Source organism: Pseudomonas sp. RIT-PI-o (assembly GCF_001297215.1).
GTDB classification, from domain to species: domain Bacteria; phylum Pseudomonadota; class Gammaproteobacteria; order Pseudomonadales; family Pseudomonadaceae; genus Aquipseudomonas; species Aquipseudomonas moraviensis_A.
In genome coordinates this window covers 1-18,211 of record NZ_LHPA01000041.1, presented here as the reverse complement: position 1 = coordinate 18,211, position 18,211 = coordinate 1, and the positions used below count along the sequence as shown (strand labels likewise).

Here is an 18,211-nt window from a genome sequence, read left to right as displayed (position 1 = left end):
ATGAGCCTTTCCCTTCGCGACCAGTTGCTCAAAGCAGGCCTGGTCAATCAAAAGCAGGCCAAGCAGGTCAGCAAAGACAAGCAGAAGCAACAGCGTCTGGCCCACAAAGGCCAGGCCGAGCTGGATGATTCGCAGCAGCGCGCCGCCCAGGAAGCCATGGCCGAGAAGGTCAAGCGCGACCAGGAGCTGAACCGTCAGCAGCAGGAGAAGGCCGAGGCCAAGGCCCGCGCCGCACAGGTCAAGCAGTTGATCGAGGTCTCGCGTCTGCCCAAGCTGACCACCGAGGACTACTACAACTTCGTCGACGACAAGAAGGTCAAGCGCATCTCGGTCAACACGCTGATGCGCAACAAGCTCAGCAGCGGCTCGCTGGCGATCGTGCACCACAACGGCGGCTATGAAGTGATTCCCCGTGAAGCGGCACTCAAGATTCAGGAGCGCGACCCGCAGCGCATCGTCCAGCTCAACGTGCAGACCGAAGAGGTCAACGCCGAGGACGATCCGTACGCGGCTTATCAGATCCCTGACGATCTGATGTGGTAAGCGATTGTGGCGAGGGAGCGTGCTCCCGCTGGGGCGCGAAGCGGCCCCGCTCTTTATCCTGAGAGCAGGGCCTGCTGCGCAGTCCAGCGGGAGCAAGCTCCCTCGCCACAATGTGCAATGTTTGCCTGATCAGGCGGACTTCAGTTCTCTTTGCTGTTCCTGCATTTCCAGTTCGGCCTTGTAGTTGTGGGCATCGATCTCGTTGTGGAACATGCCGACCAGCAAGTCCTGTTGATGCACGTCCCAGATACGGATACCGGCGGCCAGGCCTTCGTGGGACATGTGTGAATCGTCGCGTTCAGTTACTTTTACAGTCATCTGCTAGCTCCAGATCTCAAGTTGCTGCACCAAGGCATGTGCAGGACTCTGTTATAGGATTTGTTAGCCAGCTAAGTAAACCGCCGATTGGCGCAAGGTGTTGTTGCGGATTTCGCAACAGTGCTGCAGCCCGCGTAAACCGCGACATTCGGTCGCAGGGTGATTGGTTTCATGACGAATCTTTCATCTCCAGCGCACCGCGAAACCCTGTAGGAGTGAACCTGCTCGCGATAGCGGAGTGTCAGTCACAGAAGATGTTGGCTGATCCAGCGCTATCGCGAGCAGGCTCACTCCTACAAAGGATTTTTGTCGGCTCGGAGATTCCATAGACCAAAAAAAACGCCCCGAACCAGTCGGGGCGTTTTCATGTGTGGCTCGGCAGCGGGGACTTACTTGCCTTCCCAGCGCTTCAGCACCAGCGTGGCGTTGGTGCCGCCGAAGCCGAAGCTGTTGCTCATCACAGTGTTGATGGTGGCGTTCTCGCGGGTCTTGGTCAGCACCGGCAGATCGGCCACTTCCGGGTCCAGCTCGTCGATGTTGGCGGAGCCGGCAATGAAGTTGCCTTCCATCATCAGCATGCAGTAGATCGCTTCGTGCACGCCGGCAGCGCCCAGGGAGTGACCGGACAGGCTCTTGGTCGAGCTGATCGCTGGAGCCTTGTCGCCGAACACTTCACGCACACCTTTCATTTCCGCGACGTCGCCGACCGGAGTCGAAGTGCCGTGGGTGTTCAGGTAGTCGATCGGGGTGTCGACGGTGGACAGCGCCTGCTGCATGCAGCGGATTGCGCCTTCACCGCTCGGGGCAACCATGTCGTAGCCGTCGGACGTTGCGCCGTAGCCAACGATCTCTGCGTAGATTTTCGCGCCGCGGGCCAGAGCGTGTTCCAGCTCTTCGACGACAACCATGCCGCCGCCGCCAGCGATGACGAAACCGTCACGGTCCTTGTCGTAGGCGCGGGAAGCTTGTTCCGGGGTGTCATTGCGCTTGCTGGACAGGGCGCCCATGGCGTCGAACAGGAAAGACTGGCTCCAGTGCTCTTCTTCACCACCACCGGCGAAGACGATGTCCTGCTTGCCCATCTGGATCTGTTCCATGGCGGTACCGATGCAGTGAGCACTGGTGGCGCAGGCAGACGCGATGGAGTAGTTCAGGCCCTTGATCTTGAATGGCGTGGCCAGGCAGGCGGAAACGGTGCTGCTCATGGTCCGCGTGACGCGATACGGGCCGACGCGTTTCACGCCTTTCTCACGGAGGATGTCCAGCGCTTCCATCTGGTTCAGCGTGGAGGCACCGCCGGAGCCGGCGATCAGGCCGGTGCGCGGGTTGGACACCTGCTCTTCGGTCAGGCCGGAGTCAGTGATGGCGTCTTTCATGGCCAGGTAGGCATAAGCCGCTGCATGGCCGACGAAGCGATAGATCTTGCGATCGATCAGCTCTTCAAGGTTGAGGTCGATGGAGCCGGAAACCTGGCTACGCAGACCCATTTCAGCATATTCCGGGTTGAACCGGATGCCAGGGCGGCTTGCACGCAGGTTAGCGGAGACGGTCTCTTTGTCATTGCCCAGGCACGAAACGATGCCCAGACCAGTGATAACGACGCGGCGCATGCGAATAACCCTTAGAAGTTGTCAGTGGAGGTGAACACGCCGACGCGCAGGCCTTCGGCGGTGTAGATTTCGCGTCCGTCGACACTCACCGAACCATCGGCGATGGCCATGTTCAGCTTGCCCTTGAGGACGCGTTTGATATGAATGTTATAAGTGACTTTCTTGGCGGTCGGCAGCACCTGACCGAAGAATTTCACCTCGCCCGAACCCAGCGCACGGCCGCGGCCCGGCAGGCCTTGCCAGCCCAGGAAGAAGCCGACCAGTTGCCACATGGCATCCAGACCCAGGCAGCCCGGCATCACCGGATCGCCTTCGAAATGGCAGGCGAAGAACCACAGGTCAGGGTTGATATCCAGTTCGGCGACCAATTCACCTTTGCCGTACTTGCCGCCTTCTTCGCTGATATGGGTGATGCGATCCACCATCAGCATGTTCGGGGCGGGCAGTTGCGCGTTACCTGGGCCGAACAGCTCACCGCGACTGCAGCGCAGCAGGTCTTCCCGAGTAAAGGCGTTTTGTTTGGTCATGCGAGCTCCTCAATAATCCCATGCGGCAGGTGGGGCAGATCTTCCCGACCGTTCGAAGCGTTCATGCCTCGAACCGGCAGCCTACTCATAGACTATTGCGTTGTGGTGAAAGTCACAGCACCAAGGACATGAATGTACACTTGTGCACTGAAATTTTTAATCAAGCCCCTTTTGGGGCTCGTTCGGGTGCCTAAGACTGCCGCACTTTCGCTTTTCACGCCAGTCGCAGATGGTCGAAAGGCCCACACTACGACACCCAGCGCTGCAAAATCTGCTGCAGGTCATTGCGTTTGAACGGCTTGGCCAGGTAATCGTTCATACCCGCCGCCAGACAGGTTTCGCGGTCGCCCTGCAAGGCATTGGCAGTCAGCGCGATGATCGGCACATCGCGGCGTCCGGGCAGGTCGCGAATCTGCCGCGTGGCCTCGTAGCCGTCGATGACCGGCAGGCGGCAGTCCATCAGAATCACTTCGAATTCGCCGTCCCCGGCGCTGCGCACCGCTTGCGCGCCATCGGTCGCCACGCTGACGGCAAAACCCAGACTGCGCAGCATCGCTTCGATCACGGTCTGGTTGACCGGGTTGTCTTCGACCAGCAACACATGACGCCCGTCGCCCTGACCGCTGCCGTTCAGCGCACGCGGCGCGGCCAGCGCCGGCATTGCCTGCTTATAGAGCGCCAATGGAATTTCCAGCGTGAACACCGAACCGCGTCCTTCCTCACTCTGCGCGCGCAAGGTGCCGCCCATGCGTTCGGCGAGCGTGCGCGCGATCGGCAGACCCAGGCCGGTGCCGCCGTAACGGCGAGAGATCGAGCTGTCGGCCTGCTGGAAGGCATTGAACATCAGCTCCAGACTCTGCGATGAAATGCCGATGCCGCTGTCGCGCACCGAGCAGGTGAACCACAGCAGTTCATGATCCAGCGATTGCCATTGCGCCTCGATGCTGACCCGGCCCTGCTCGGTGAACTTCAAGGCATTGCCGACCAGATTGACCAGAATCTGCCGGATCCGCGTCGGATCGCCCTGCACCTGCAAACCGCGCATGTCGTCGGGAATGCGCAGATTCAGCGCCAGGCCTCGCTGCACCGCACTGTGCTGGAACGATTGCGCGCAGGCGCCGATCAGCTCGGCGAGGTTGAACGGAATGTGCTCAAGCTCCAGCTCCGAACGTTCGATTCGCGAGAAGTCGAGAATGTCGTTGATGACCTTGAGCAAATGCTCGGTCGACTCCGAAGCGAGAGCGGCGTATTCCACCTGCTCGTCGGTCATCTCGGTAGTTTCGAGCAACTGCAGCATGCCCAGCACGCCGTTCATGGGGGTGCGCAGTTCGTGGCTCATCATCGCCAGGAAATCCGATTTGGCGTTGTTGGCCTTTTCCGCTTCTTCGCGGGTCTGGATCAGTTGCGCCATCGCCTGCTGCTGTTCGCGACTGGCCTGTTCCAGCGCCTGGGCGAGGTTGTTGATGTGCTGCGACAGCGCGCCCAGTTCGGTGTCGTCGACAATCGGCAGCGGGGTTTTGTAGTCGCCTTCCTGAATCGCCTTGACTGCATCGCCGATGTCGCGGATCGGTTGCGACAGACTGCCGGCCAGACGCCGGGCGACGACAAATGTGAAGAGCAGGGCAAACAGCGCGAGAATCCCGGCCTTGAACAGGATCTCCTGCTGGCGCTGACTGAAAGCGTCGTTGGACAGGCCGACGATCACCCGTCCCAGATAATCCTCGCCCGCGGCGCTGTTGCTGACTTTGCCGTCCTGGAAAAAATCATTGTGCAAAGCGATCCGCTGCAGGCGCACCGGGGCCTGGAACACTTCGACCTGATGGGGGCGGCTGTGGCTGTCGGCCGGTTGTTCGACATACACCAGAATCCGGTTGGCGCTGTCCTGCACTTCGAGAAAACGCACATTGGGCGTGGCCAGCGTCGCTTTGAGCAGGCTTTCCAGCACTTCGTTGTTGCCCGAGATCACCCCGTATTCCGTGGCCGGGGCCAGTTGGTTGGCGATCAACTGGCCGGTGTGGTTCAGCTCCTGACGCAAATCCTGGATGCGCACGAAGGTAAAGAAGCTGATCAGCAGCAACGTCAGCAACAGCGCCGGGCCGAGGCTGATCAGCTGCGTGCGGGTGTTGATGTCCCAACGGCGACGGAAATTCATGGGCGACGCTCTCCTTCGGCCAAGGCACTGGCGACAGATGCTTCATTCAACGGTTCGATGCCTAGGGAACGAGCCACCTGCGCATTACTTGAGACTTTGAAATGATCGGGATAGAGCGCCCGCGGCCATGCGCTGGTCGGCTGATCGAGCAAATGGTCGAGGATCGCCAGCCAGTCGCTTTGATCGCTGTAGGTACTGGCGAGACTGCCAGCGCGAACGAATGCAATGTTGGGGCCGATCAGCGCAACCTGCCGCGAGTAGCTGCTGAGCAACAGATTCTTTGCAGTTTGCGAGTTGTACAGATCGGGGTCGTCGAGACCGAGCAATACGTCGCTGTTTTTCAGCACGGCTTGCAACGGACGGCTGTCGTGGGTGTTGTCCCAGCGCTGGCTGACGATGTCCAGATTCAAGGATCGGGCAGCCACGCGCAGTTCGTCGAGAAGGAATTCGCCGTGCTCATCGAACAGCACGCCGACGCGCCGGGCCTGGGGCAGAATCCGCCGGATCAGTTGCAGTTGTCGGCTCAGCGGCGGGGCGGCCCACAGCAGACTCAGGCGCGCCGGATGGGCATCGGCGAAACGCTGGCGCGCCGGCAAGCGGCGGATGCGCAGCACCAGGGTCGACGGGCCTTGCGCGTCCTGCAGGCGCCAGTCGAGGCTCGGCAGATCGAGCAGGATCAGGCGCAGGCTGGCCGGCAGTTTGCCGGGCGCCGGCAGGCTCGCCAGCGGCTGAAACCGCACGTTGTCGGTCGGGCGCAGTTCACTCAATGCTTGGACGAACGCCTGCACGCCGGGGCTTTCCTCGGCGCCGGTCAGGAGAATGTCGGCGGCTTGCACCGCGACCCCGTGCAGCCACGCGGTCAAGAACAGGCAGAGCCCCGCCAGCCAGTGGCCAAGGGTTGGCGTCTTCCGTGACGAGCCGTTGCGCATCCTAGAACTCCAGCTCGGCGCTGAAATACATCACCCGGCGTTCGTCATAATTGTTATCGACGAAGGTGTTCGGCTGATGGTCGAGACGCTGTTGCAGCACGCCCGCCAGTTGCAGCTGCGCTTTGCCAATGGCGATGCGTTTGGCGATGCGCGTGTCGACGCGTTCGAAGCGATAGCCGTTGAGCGCGTTGTCTCCGTAATAGAAGAGGGCGCTGTTCCAGCCATGCCCCCAGTTACGCAGCCAACCGGCGGAACCGCTGTTGCGCGAGGTGAACTGCTGATCCAGCGGATTGCTCGCCTCGGCGTCGACGAAGGCGTAGGTGAAGCGCAAACGGTCGGCGCTGCTGAGGCGCCAGTCGAGTTGCGTTTCCGTGCCGCGAAAGCGCGAACTGTTGGCGTTGCTGGCGATGTACTGATTGTTGCGCAGCGGCTCGCTGATCATCCCGGTGATTTCGTCGTAGAACAGCTTCACGTCTACGGCCAGTCCGAGTTCGGCGAAATAGCCGTTGTAGCCCAATTCCCGCGAGCGCATGTGCTCCTGATCGAGATCGCCGGGGCCGCGGGTCTTGACGAAATAGCGCGCCGACGACTGGCCATACGCCGAAGGTCGCAGGTTGCTGACCTGATAGCTCCAGTTGACGTTGTTCTCGAACATGTCCGGCGAACGGATCGCCTCCGAGTACACCGCGCGCAGGCCGTGACGCGGGTTGATCAGGTAGTTGACCGCGAAGCGCGGGGTCAGCGAACTGCCGATCAGTTGCGTGTCCTCGAACATCGCACCGCCCTGCACCAGCCAGTGCTCGGTAGCGCGCCATTCCAGTTGGCCGAAGGCGCGCCAGGTGGTGTCGTCGAGGGTACCGTTGAAGTACGTCTCGGAATCGGCGCGGTCGTAGCGGTAGTTGAGCCCGCTGACCAGACGCAGGCTGTCGGACAGGCTGAGGGTGTCCTGCAGTTCGAGGTCGTAACGCGACTCGCGGGCGCTCTGATCGATGTCGCCGCACAGGGTTCTGCTCGCGCCGTTACGCCATTGTTCGAGCACCTGATTGGCCAGGGCCATTTCCTCTGGCGTGCCGGGTGCCGCGCCGGGGCCGGTGAACTGGCTGATATTACGCGCCAGGCGTTCGGTGTAATTCGGGTTGAGCTGCCACAATTGCGTCAGTTCAGGACTGAACGACACCTCGGCATCGCAGGCGCGCCAGACTTGCTGGCGGTCCCAATGCTGCGCCGAGCCTTGCACGTACAGGCTGTGTTCCGGGTTGATATCGAGGTTCCAGCGCACCGAGCCGGCGTAATCCTTGGCGACCACGTCGGAATTGTTCCCGGCGTCGGTAATCCCGGAGAACACCGGTCGGTAGGTATAAGGCCGCTGATTGCTGCCGTCCTTGGCGTTGAGCTGCCAGTCGAGACTTTGTCCTTCATTGAGGTCGTGGCTGACCGCCAGACTCAGACGATTCAAGCGCCGACTGTCACGGTAATCGGCGCCGTTGCGGTCGCTGTCGAAACCGTCATCTTCCTGGCCGGACAGCGACAGGCGCAAATCGCCGCCATCCCAACCGGTGCCCTGGCTGGCATAAAAGTCGTTGATGCCGCGCTGGCCGCGAGTGATTTTCAGGCGCGTGCCGTGACTGTCCGCCGGGTGGCGAGTGATGATGTTGATCACCGCCATCAATGCGTTGGCGCCGTAGCTGACGGTGTTCGGGCCGCGAAACACCTCGATCCGCTCGATGTCTTCCATGGCCACTGGAATATCGCTCCAGTCCACCGTCGCCAGACCGGCGCGATACACCGAACGGCCATCGATCAGCACCTGCATGCGTCGTGCTTCGCTGGCGTTGGTGCCGTGGTAATTCACCGCCGGCTGATTGCCGTTGATGTTGCCGACCATCATTCCCGGCACCAGCCGCAGCAGTTCGCTGATATCGCGGGCACCGCTGGCAGTGATCAATTCGTTGTCGAGGACGGTCATGCTCCCGGGCACTTCTGCCGGCGTCTGCTTCAGCCGCGTGGCCGTGAGCACCGGCGGCAGCGTCTGGCTGTCGACGAACAGGTCGTCCGCCACCACCAGCGGGCTGAACAGCAGTGCCAGTAGCAGGGGCGAGCGCGGGGGAGGAGGGCCAGAAAACACGACACAGCCTGTAGAGAGAAGAATTGGCGCGCATGTTAACCGAGGGCGGCGACTTTTCCAGTGACGTTACAGGCATTTTCCTAGGCTTTATTGGTCTTCTTCCTACAAATGTCGGTAATTGTTGCTGGGGCTGGCCGCCACCGGGGCGCCCCGTATAATGCCCGGCATCGCCACTGGTATGGATTAACGGATTGCATATGACTGAACAGCGCCCGATTGCGGTCCTGGGAGGCGGAAGTTTTGGTACCGCCGTGGCCAATCTGCTGGCCGAGAACGGCCATCAAGTCCTTCAGTGGATGCGTGACCCCGAGCAGGCCGAGGCCATCCGGGTCAATCGCGAAAACCCCCGCTACCTCAAAGGCATCAAGATTCTGCCGGGGGTGAGCGCCGTCACCGACCTGCAGGCCACCCTCGACGCCTGCGATCTGTGCTTTGTCGCGCTGCCCTCCAGCGCCTTGCGCACGGTGCTTGCGGCCCACGCCCAGCGCTTGAGCGGCAAGATGCTGGTCAGCCTGACCAAAGGCATCGAAGCGCAGACCTTCAAACTGATGAGCCAGATCCTCGAAGAGATCGCCCCGCAGGCGCGGATCGGCGTGTTGTCGGGGCCGAACCTGGCGCGGGAAATCGCCGAACATGCATTGACCGCCACCGTGGTCGCCAGCGAAGACGAAGAGCTGTGCAAACAAGTGCAAGCCGCGCTGCACGGGCGCACCTTCCGCGTTTACGCCAGCGCCGACCGGTTCGGTGTCGAGCTGGGCGGGGCGTTGAAAAACGTTTACGCGATCATCGCCGGCATGGCGGTGGCGCTGGAGATGGGCGAGAACACCAAGAGCATGCTGATCACTCGCGCCTTGGCCGAGATGACCCGCTTCGCTGTGAATCAAGGCGCCAACCCGATGACCTTTCTCGGCCTGGCCGGGGTCGGCGATCTGATCGTGACGTGTTCGTCGCCCAAGAGCCGCAACTATCAGGTCGGTTTCGCCCTTGGTCAGGGCTTGAGCCTCGACGAAGCGGTGTCGCGTCTCGGCGAAGTCGCCGAAGGGGTCAATACCCTCAAAGTGCTCAAGGCCAAGTCCCAGGAAGTCGGTGTGTACATGCCGCTGGTCGCCGGGCTGCACGCAATCCTGTTCGAAGGACGCACGCTGGAGCAGGTGATCGGTCTACTGATGCGTGCCGAGCCGAAAACTGACGTCGACTTTATTTCCACCAGCGGTTTCAACTGATTCAGCTGTTACACGGACAGGAAGCAAGCCATGAACGATCCGAAAACCGAAACCCAGTACGAATCCATTCTCCTGCGGGTGTTGTGGATGATCGTTTATCTGCTGGTCTGGCAAGTCGCGCAATTCATCCTCGGCGCGGTGGTACTGGTGCAACTGATCTACCGTTTGATCTACGGCGCACCGAGCGCCAGCCTGATGAATTTTGGCGACAGCCTCAGCCAGTTCCTCGCGCAGATCGGCCGCTTCGGCACGTTCCACAGTGACCAGAAGCCCTGGCCGTTCGCCGACTGGCCAGCGCCGCGCACCCCGGAAGGGGAAACGGCGCACACCGTCGCCCCGGCCGCGCATCCGGTGCGCGATGAGGAGCCCAAACTATGAAACTCTGGGTATTACGTCACGGTGAGGCGGTGCCTCACGGTTCGAAAATCGATTCCGAACGTGAGCTGACCGAGCACGGCCGCAACGAAGCCCTGACGAGCGCGGCGCATCTGATGGGCCAGCCGCTGACCGCGATTTACGCCAGCCCTTATTTGCGCGCGCAGCAGACTGCGCAGATCGTTCGTGAGGTACTCGGCTTCGAGCCGGAGATCCGCACGGTCGACTGGCTGACGCCGGATACTGATCCCGACAAGGTGGCCGAGCAATTGGTTGCGGTGAGCAATGTACTGCTGGTCAGCCACAACCCGTTGGTGGGCAATCTGCTCAGCTATCTGCAACATGGCGCCGGGCATCCACCGGAGCGGGTCAGTACAGCGGGACTGGCGGAGCTCGAGCACAGTGAACTGCTGATTGGCTCGATGAAGCTCAATAGCCTTAAGCACCCTTAAAAGCAAAGATCGCAGCCTTCGGCAGCTCCTACATTGGAATGCATACCCCTGTAGGAGCTGCCGAAGGCTGCGATCTCTTGATCTTGTCTCTTTTGGTAAAAAATTCAACCAAGCACTTGCTTGGTTGACTACGCTTGCTCCAGACCCAAAAACAGGAGCGAGTCGCATGTCTGCCGCCTTCCGTTTGCCGCTGGACGTGTTCTACGAACGGGAAGCCCGGCACCCGCGCCAGCGCTTTCTGGTGCAGCCCATTGGTGGAGGCCAGGTCGAGACGCTGAGCTGGGCGGACGTCGGCCATCAGGCACGCTGCGCTGCCCACTGGCTACGAGCGCGGGAATTGCCGCCCGGCAGCCACATCGCCCTGATCTCGAAAAACTGCGCGCACTGGATCATCGCCGACCTGGCGATCTGGATGGCCGGGCATGTCTCGGTGCCGCTGTATCCCAACCTCACCGCGGAATCCGTGACGCAGGTGCTGATCCACTCGGAAAGTGCGCTGGCGTTCATCGGCAAGCTCGATGACTGGGCAGGCATGTCCCAAGGCGTGCCGGCGGGTTTGCCGACCATCAGCCTGCCGCTGCATCCGCCGGGCGAATTCGATTTCAGTTGGGCGGACCTGCAAAGCTGTTCGCCGATCCAGGACGATCCGCGTCCGGCCGCCGAGCAACTGGCGACGATCATCTACACCTCCGGCACCACTGGCCTGCCCAAAGGCGTGATGCACAGTTTCGCCAATCTCGGTTTCGCCACCAGTCGGGGCACGCAGCTGTTCGGACTCAACGAGAACGATCGGCTGCTGTCGTACTTGCCGCTGTGTCACGTCGCCGAGCGCATGTTTGTCGAACTGGCGTCGATCTACACCGGGCAGACGGTTTTTTTCGCCGAAAGCCTCGACACCTTCATTACCGATCTGCAGCGCGCGCGGCCGACGGCCATGTTTGGCGTGCCGCGTATCTGGACCAAATTCCAGATGGGGGTGTACAGCAAGATCCCGGCGCAGCGTCTGGACTTTCTCCTCGGGCTGCCCTTTATCGGCAAGCGGGTCGGGCATAAAGTGCTGGCCGGGCTTGGCCTGGATGCCTTGCGCGTGGCGTTGTCCGGTGCCGCGCCAGTGCCGCAGACCTTGCTTGCCTGGTATCAGAAACTCGGCCTCGATGTGCTGGAGGTCTACGGCATGACCGAGGGCTGCGGTTATTCGCATATCTGCCTCCCCGGGCAATACAAGCAGGGCTGGATTGGTCAGCCGTGCCCGGAAGTGGAAGTGCGCATCGATGAATCGGGCGAAGTGCAGGTGCGCAGCCAGGCCAACATGCTCGGCTATTTCAAGGAGCCGCAGAAGACCGCCGAGACGCTGACCGCCGACGGTTTTCTGCGCACCGGCGACAAGGGCGAGCAGGACAGTGAAGGGCGCCTGCGCCTGACCGGGCGTCTCAAGGAAATCTTCAAGACCAGCAAAGGCAAATACGTCGCGCCGGCGCCGATCGAAAACCGTCTGGCCGTGCATTCGCGCATTGAACAAGTGTGCGTGGTCGGCGATGGCCTGAGTGCGCCACTGGGGTTGTGCGTGCTGTCGACGGTCAATCAGCAAGAGCCCCGAGCGAACCTGCACGCGAGCCTGGAAAAGCTCCTGGAAGAGGTCAACGCCGCCCTCGACAAACACGAACGCCTGCGCCGGCTGGTGGTGGTCAAGGACAACTGGGCGGTGGACAACGGCTTCCTCACGCCGACCCTGAAAATCAAACGCAATGTCATTGAAGACCGCTACGGCGCGCGCTTCGAAGAATGGAGCGCGCGCAGTGAGGCGGTGCTGTGGCAGGATTGAGCGTCGACTACAACAACAAAGGAAGTCTGCGATGAGCTTGTGGCGTACTGCACCCGACATCGAACAGTTGAACGCAATCCAGAAGAACACGATTGGCGAAGTGCTGGACATTCGCTTCGAAACCTTCGACGAACAATCGCTGACCGCGAGCATGGTCATCGACCATCGCACCCATCAGCCCTACGGTCTGCTGCATGGCGGCGCATCGGTGGTGCTGGCGGAAACCGTCGGCTCGATGGCCAGTTATCTGTGCATCGATGCCAGCAAGTTCTATTGCGTCGGCCTGGAGATCAACGCCAACCACTTGCGTGGCTTGCGGAGCGGGCGAGTGACCGCGGTGGCCACGCCGATCCACATTGGCCGCACCACACACGTCTGGGACATCCGCCTGACCAGCGATGAAGGCAAGGCCAGTTGCGTGTCGCGCCTGACCATGGCGGTGGTGCCGCTGGGGGAACAGCCACCATTGCGCTGACAATTATCGAGTTCCGTCAGGGCCAGCCCTCTTCCAGGGGGAGAGGGGGCCGACCGTGTGGTTTCGGCGATCGTCGTAGACCTGAGAGACCTGCGTGTTCCAGGTGAGTTCTGATCGGCGGTTTCGCGCCGACCTTCAGAATTTAATTATCCCCGATCGCTCCCTTTCCCCCCTCGCCCCCTTTGGGGGAGAGGGGGAAGCAGTCTCGCTCACACACATCACCCTGACCAGACTGTCATCATTCCTGGCACTTACAGTCATTGCTGCGGCGCCGGGTCTTGCGGACAATCAACGCCACGTTTCTCGCCCAGTGGATTTGCCCGCATGTCGCAACCGATCTTTTTCGCCCACGCCAACGGTTTCCCTTCGGGGACCTATGGCAAGTTGTTCGCGGCGCTGGCGCCGGAGTACCGGGTCGCGCATCTGGAGCAGCATGCCCATGACCCGCGTTTTCCGGCGGACGACAATTGGTACAACCTCGTCGATGAGCTGATCCATCACCTGGAGCAGCAGGAGCAGCCGGTGTGGGGCGTCGGGCATTCCTTTGGCGGTCTGCTGCACCTGCACGCAGCGTTGCGCTGTCCCGAGCTGTACCGGGGCGTGGTGATGCTCGATTCGCCGGTGCTGACCCGCACCGATCAGTGGGTGATTCGCGCGGCCAAGCGCTTTGGTTTCATCGATAAGCTGACCCCGGCCGGGCGCACGCTCGGGCGCCGTGAAGAATTCGCCGATCTGGACAGCGCGCGCAGTTACTTTGCCGGCAAAACCCTGTTTCGTGGCTTCGACCCGGAATGCTTCGACGCCTACCTGCAACACGGTTTGCATCAGGTCGACGATAAACTGCGCCTGCGTTTTGATCCCGCCACGGAGATCAGCATTTATCGCGGCGTGCCGCACACCAGCCCCGGGCGTACCCGGCAATTGCAGGTGCCACTGGCCATGGTGCGCGGGCACAAGAGCCGCGTGGTCATGCGTCATCACACACGCTTCGTTTCGCGTCTGCCGCAAGGCGAGGCGCTGAGCATGCCCGGCGGGCACATGTTTCCGCTGGAGCGCCCGCAGGACACGGCACGGTTGCTCAAGAGCCTGTTCATGCGCTGGGAACAGCGACAGAACAAGGATTGCGCATGAGCCCGACCTGCGAAGAAGTACGCCTGAACCTGCCGCACATCGAGCTGGCCGCGCACCTGTTCGGCCCTGACGACGGCTTGCCGGTGATCGCGCTGCACGGCTGGCTCGACAACGCCAACAGCTTTGCCCGGCTGGCGCCGATGCTCAAAGGCCTGCGCATCGTCGCGCTGGACATGGCCGGGCATGGCCATTCCGGGCATCGGCCGAACGGCGCCGGTTATGCCCTGTGGGACTACGCCCACGATGTGCTGCAAGTCGCCGAACAACTGGGCTGGAAGCGTTTCGGCCTGCTCGGGCATTCGATGGGCGCTATCGTCTCGATGGTCCTCGCCGGTTCGCTGCCGGAGCGCATCAGTCATCTGGCGCTCATCGATGGGGTGATTCCTCCTACAGACAAAGGAGAAAACGCCGCCGAGCGCATGGGCATGGCCCTGCAGGCGCAACTCGATCTGCGGGAAAAGCGCAAACCGGTCTACACCACCCTCGAGCGTGCCATCGAGGCGCGGATGAAAGGCCTGGTGGCGGTCAGTCGCGAAGCCGCTGAACTGTTGGCCCAACGCGGCTTGATGCCGGTGCCCGGCGGTTACACCTGGCGCACCGACAATCGCCTGACGCTGCCATCGCCGCTGCGCCTGACCGAGGAACAGGCGATGGCATTCGCTCTGCGCGTCAGCTGTCCGGCCCATCTGGTGGTCGCGGCGGATGGCATGCTGGCCAGGCATTCCGAGCTGCTGCAGCGGCTACCGTTCAGTCACGAACAGTTGCCGGGCGGGCATCATCTGCACCTGAATGACCAGGCTGGCGCAGGTCTTGTAGCAGACTGTTTCAATCGCTTCTTCGCCATGCCTTGACTTGCTGCGGGCAACTGCCGAGGCTGGGCGGGTTGAAATGGGAGACAAACTCGATGGATTTCTATACCGCTGCGACCCCGACCCGCCCAGCCTTGACCGTCCGGTGAGCCTGACTATGCGGTCACTCAGTCTTTTCGCGCTGGGCTGCTTCAGCTCCTTATCGTTCGCCGCCGATGTGCCGGGCAGCCATGATCTGCAAATCGTGCCGCGTCTGGCCGACGCGCAGATCGTCGACTATCGCCCGGCCGCCGAGCTGGAGCGCATCTATCCGCTGGGCTCGATCCGCAAGATCAGCGGCCAGTTGCGTTTCGACGGGCAGATCACCGCCCGCGGCCAGACCACCTCGGTGACCTATGAATTGCCGCCGGAACATTCCGCTACCGAAGCCTTCACCGCCGCCCGCGAAGCCCTGCAAAAGCAGGACGCCGAGCTGCTGTTCTGGTGTCAGGCCCGTGATTGCGGCGAAAGCAGCCTGTGGGCCAACGAGGTGTTCGGCAACGCCAAGTTGTACGGTTCCGATGAGCAGCAGGCCTATCTGTTGCTCAGGCTGGCGGCGCCAAAGGACAACACGTTGGTGGCGCTCTACAGCATCACGCGGGGCAATCGCAAAGCCTATCTGCATGTCGAGCAGTTCGAGGCGACTGCACCGTTGGGCGAGTTGCTGCCAACCTCAGCGACCCTGTTGCGGCAGTTGAAAAGCACTGGCGAGCTGGATTTCCCGAAACTTGCCGATGAGCCGGATGCCACCTGGCTGCGCCTGATTTCCCGGGGGCTGAATCTCGATACGACCTTGCGGGTCACGGTTTCCGGGCCCAGGGCCGAAGCCTGGCGCCAGGCGTTGATCACTCAGGGCGTGCGGGCGGCGAGGTTGGAAACCGGCAATCTCGAAGGCTCTGGCCTGCGCATCGACCTGTTGCGATAAGCTGTGCCCGGCGAGCATGCGATGCGTGTTCGCCTACTCTTTCGCTGACTGACTTTGCCGGGACTTTCCATGCTCAATAACGATCGCCTGCTGGTGCAGATTCTGCTGCTGGTTTTGTTTGGCGCCAGCCTGTGGGTGATGGCGCCGTTCTGGTCGGCGCTGTTCTGGGGCGCGGTGCTGGCGTTCGCCAGTTGGCCGCTGATGCGTCTGCTGACCCGGGCGCTCAATGGCCGCGAATCGCTGGCCGCGTTGATCCTGACATTGGGCTGGATGTTGCTGGTGGCCGCACCGTTGGTTTGGCTGGGGTTCAATCTCGCCGATCATGTGCGCGATGCCACAGCATTCATCAAGGATGTGCAGGTCGACGGTCTGCCCGAAGCACCGACCTGGCTGGGCAGCGTGCCTCTGGTCGGTGAGCGGCTGGTGGCGATGTGGGACAGCATCGACCAGCAGGGCGCGGCGTTGATGGTCTCGATCAAACCGTATCTGGGGCAGGTCGGCAACTGGCTGCTGGCACGCAGCGCGCAGATCGGCGGCGGGATTCTTGAGCTGACGCTGAGTCTGGTGTTCGTATTCTTTTTCTACCGTGACGGGCCGCGACTGGCGGCGTTCGTGCACAGTCTGCTGCAGCGCTTGATCGGCGATCGTGCCGGGTATTACATCGAGCTCGTGGCCGGAACTGTTCAGCGGGTGGTCAACGGCGTGATCGGTACGGCGGCTGCGCAGGCGGTGCTGGCGTTGATCGGCTTTTTGATTGCTGGCGTTCCGGGGGCGCTGGTGCTGGGGATCGTCACGTTCCTGCTCAGCCTGATTCCGATGGGGCCGCCGCTGGTGTGGGTGCCGGCCACGGCGTGGCTGGCGTGGAAGGGCGATTACGGGATGGCGGTGTTTCTCGGGATCTGGGGGACGTTCATCATCAGTGGCGTGGACAATGTGCTCAAGCCGTATCTGATCAGCCGTGGCGGCAATCTGCCGTTGGTGATTGTGTTGCTCGGGGTGTTTGGCGGGTTGATTGCGTTTGGGTTTATCGGGTTGTTTATTGGGCCTACGTTGTTGGCGGTGGCTTATAGTCTGTTGACGGATTGGAGTAAGAGTCAGGCTCGGGTCTAGGGGGGCTTGGCGGCCTTTGGGCCGACCATGCTGCTTGGGGTTTTGGGTGAATATCCGTTTTTGCGGTGCTGCGGCTGGCGGTTCCGCTCTTACAGCGGGTCACTTTTGCAGACGCCCAAAAGTAACCAAAACGCTTTGCTCCTGCGTTCGGCCCTCGCAGGCTCGGGTTCCTTCGCTGCGGGATCGATCCTGGCGCAGCGGCTCCGGTTTGCTTCGCTGCACCTACACTCGCTGTGTACGACTGCGTCGTACGGTCGCTGCGCTCCCACGCCCGGATCAATCCCTCCGCTCAGCCTTCCGACGTCGCCAGTGGATCAAAAGCAAGATCAAAAGCACTCGAGCTAACGCTCATTGTTGAGTGGGGCAGCTTCGCCGCGGGCAGCTGCGCTGCTTTGCTTTTCTGTGGGAGCGAGCCTGCTCGCGAAGGCGGCCTGACAGCCGACCTGTTTCTTGAGGTTGTACTCGATCCAATTGTAGGAGTGAGCCTGCTCGCGATGACGTCCTCACTGCCAACCCATCGTCCTCTGAGATCACTCGATCCCCTGTGGAAGCTGGCTTGCCAGCAACAGCGCCCTCACAGCCAACCCATTATCCCGGATGAACACCACTCCAATGTGGGAGCGAGCCTGCTCGCGAAGGGGGCGTACATTCAACACAGACATTGAATGAACAGACGCCTTCGCGAGCAGGCTCGCTCCCACAGGGAGTCAGCAACGCGGCAACCGAACAATTGCGGTCAACCCGCCGCCCGGTGTGTCTTCCAGCGTCAATTGCCCACCCAACCGCTGCGCGGCTTCGCGGGCGATGGTCATGCCCAGCCCTACGCCGCCGGAGTTGCGGTTGCGCGAGCCTTCCAGTCGGTAGAATGGTTCAAACACCGCTTCCCGCTGGTCTTCAGCAATGCCCGGTCCGTGATCGATTACCCGAATCAGCAATGCTTCACGCTGTTCCAGCAGTTCAATCCGTGCCTGTCCGGCGTAACGCAGGGCGTTATCCAGCAGGTTGTTGATGCATGAGCGCAGCGCCATCGGTTGCACCGGCATGGGCGCGCAGTGGCCGCTGACCTGAACATCGGCGCCCTGGTCCTGGGCGTTCTCGCACAGCGATTCGACCAGCGCCTGCACGTCCAGCAGTTGCAAGGCTTCGCTGGTGCGTTGTTCGTGCAGATAGGTGAGGGTGGCGTCGAGCATGCCGATCATGTCGTCCAGATCCTGGCGCATCTGGTTTTGCAGTTTGTCGTCGCTGATGTTTTCCAGGCGCAGTTTCAGCCGTGACAGTGGCGTGCGCAGGTCGTGGGAGACGGCGCCGAGCATGCGGGCGCGTTGCTGGACCTGTTCGCGGATACGCCGCTGCATGAGGTTGAAAGTGTGCGCGGCTTGCCGGGCTTCGCGCGGGCCGGACTCGTCGAGGGGGTCGCTGTCGAGGTCTTCGCTCAGGCGCTCGGCGGCGTCGCTCAGGCGCTGGATCGGCCGGCTGAGCAGTTTGGCGCCGTACCACGCAGCGATCATCAGCGTGATGAACTGAAAGGTCAGTGGCACCACCGGACCACCGAACCAGGGACGCGCTTGCCTCGGTGGGTAAGCGGAATCGTGCACCGGCGGTTGGCCGTCGATGTTGGCTGTGAAGGGGGGGGGGGGAGGGGGGGG

Annotated in this window: 17 protein-coding genes; 10 read left to right on the top strand and 7 right to left on the bottom strand. The window is 61.8% G+C overall.

The window, feature by feature from the left end; all coding sequences use genetic code 11:
* Positions 1-543: a DUF2058 domain-containing protein gene (locus AEQ63_RS22395; RefSeq protein WP_016773645.1), complete on the top strand. Its 543-nt coding sequence runs from the start codon at positions 1-3 to the stop codon at positions 541-543.
* Positions 544-672: 129 nt separating this feature from the next.
* On the opposite strand, the gene AEQ63_RS22390 is transcribed toward AEQ63_RS22395, so the two are convergent.
* The 6 genes from AEQ63_RS22390 to AEQ63_RS22365 form a co-directional block, all read right to left on the bottom strand.
* Complete coding sequence (locus tag AEQ63_RS22390; protein WP_042607160.1) at positions 673-861, bottom strand: hypothetical protein; 189 nt, start codon at positions 859-861, stop codon at positions 673-675.
* 389 nt (positions 862-1,250) lie between these two features.
* Entirely contained in the window at positions 1,251-2,471 is a 1,221-nt protein-coding gene (gene fabB, locus AEQ63_RS22385; RefSeq protein WP_016773647.1) for a beta-ketoacyl-ACP synthase I, read from the bottom strand.
* Between the two features lie 11 nt (positions 2,472-2,482).
* Entirely contained in the window at positions 2,483-2,998 is a 516-nt protein-coding gene (gene fabA, locus AEQ63_RS22380; protein ID WP_024013962.1) for a 3-hydroxyacyl-[acyl-carrier-protein] dehydratase FabA, read from the bottom strand.
* Between the two features lie 247 nt (positions 2,999-3,245).
* Entirely contained in the window at positions 3,246-5,150 is a 1,905-nt protein-coding gene (locus tag AEQ63_RS22375) for an ATP-binding protein (RefSeq protein ID WP_064364820.1), read from the bottom strand.
* Positions 5,147-6,079 (bottom strand): ABC transporter substrate-binding protein, encoded by a 933-nt coding sequence (locus AEQ63_RS22370; protein ID WP_064364818.1) that lies wholly within the window; start codon positions 6,077-6,079, stop codon positions 5,147-5,149. Before AEQ63_RS22370 ends, AEQ63_RS22375 begins: the two co-directional genes overlap by 4 nt.
* A 1-nt stretch (position 6,080) precedes the next feature.
* Positions 6,081-8,204 (bottom strand): TonB-dependent receptor plug domain-containing protein, encoded by a 2,124-nt coding sequence (locus tag AEQ63_RS22365; RefSeq protein ID WP_064364817.1) that lies wholly within the window; start codon positions 8,202-8,204, stop codon positions 6,081-6,083.
* 197 nt (positions 8,205-8,401) lie between these two features.
* On the opposite strand from AEQ63_RS22365, the gene AEQ63_RS22360 reads away from it, so the two are divergent.
* The 9 genes from AEQ63_RS22360 (at position 8,402) to AEQ63_RS22320 (ending at position 16,565) form a co-directional block, all read left to right on the top strand.
* Positions 8,402-9,427: an NAD(P)H-dependent glycerol-3-phosphate dehydrogenase gene (locus AEQ63_RS22360; protein WP_042607156.1), complete on the top strand. Its 1,026-nt coding sequence runs from the start codon at positions 8,402-8,404 to the stop codon at positions 9,425-9,427.
* Positions 9,428-9,457: 30 nt separating this feature from the next.
* Positions 9,458-9,805 (top strand): DUF4389 domain-containing protein, encoded by a 348-nt coding sequence (locus AEQ63_RS22355; protein ID WP_064364815.1) that lies wholly within the window; start codon positions 9,458-9,460, stop codon positions 9,803-9,805.
* The gene (sixA, locus tag AEQ63_RS22350; RefSeq protein ID WP_064364813.1) at positions 9,802-10,254 is read left to right on the top strand and encodes a phosphohistidine phosphatase SixA; all 453 of its coding nucleotides are present in this window, start codon (positions 9,802-9,804) and stop codon (positions 10,252-10,254) included. The genes AEQ63_RS22355 and sixA overlap by 4 nt, the downstream gene beginning before the upstream one ends.
* A gap of 166 nt (positions 10,255-10,420) precedes the next feature.
* Positions 10,421-12,076 carry an AMP-binding protein gene (locus AEQ63_RS22345; RefSeq protein WP_064364812.1) on the top strand — a complete coding sequence of 552 codons (1,656 nt, stop codon included), beginning with the start codon at positions 10,421-10,423 and terminating at the stop codon, positions 12,074-12,076.
* 31 nt (positions 12,077-12,107) lie between these two features.
* Complete coding sequence (locus AEQ63_RS22340; RefSeq protein WP_064364810.1) at positions 12,108-12,551, top strand: hotdog fold thioesterase; 444 nt, start codon at positions 12,108-12,110, stop codon at positions 12,549-12,551.
* A 324-nt stretch (positions 12,552-12,875) separates the two neighbouring features.
* Positions 12,876-13,682: an alpha/beta fold hydrolase gene (locus AEQ63_RS22335; protein WP_042607151.1), complete on the top strand. Its 807-nt coding sequence runs from the start codon at positions 12,876-12,878 to the stop codon at positions 13,680-13,682.
* The gene (locus AEQ63_RS22330; RefSeq protein WP_064364808.1) at positions 13,679-14,533 is read left to right on the top strand and encodes an alpha/beta hydrolase; all 855 of its coding nucleotides are present in this window, start codon (positions 13,679-13,681) and stop codon (positions 14,531-14,533) included. The genes AEQ63_RS22335 and AEQ63_RS22330 overlap by 4 nt, the downstream gene beginning before the upstream one ends.
* 115 nt (positions 14,534-14,648) lie before the next feature.
* Positions 14,649-15,455: a DUF4892 domain-containing protein gene (locus tag AEQ63_RS22325; protein ID WP_064364805.1), complete on the top strand. Its 807-nt coding sequence runs from the start codon at positions 14,649-14,651 to the stop codon at positions 15,453-15,455.
* Between the two features lie 69 nt (positions 15,456-15,524).
* Entirely contained in the window at positions 15,525-16,565 is a 1,041-nt protein-coding gene (locus tag AEQ63_RS22320; RefSeq protein ID WP_042607148.1) for an AI-2E family transporter, read from the top strand.
* A gap of 707 nt (positions 16,566-17,272) precedes the next feature.
* Here AEQ63_RS22320 and AEQ63_RS22315 read toward each other — a convergent pair.
* On the bottom strand, positions 17,273-18,211 hold a 939-nt coding region (locus tag AEQ63_RS22315; protein WP_064365098.1), incomplete at its 5' end, for a sensor histidine kinase.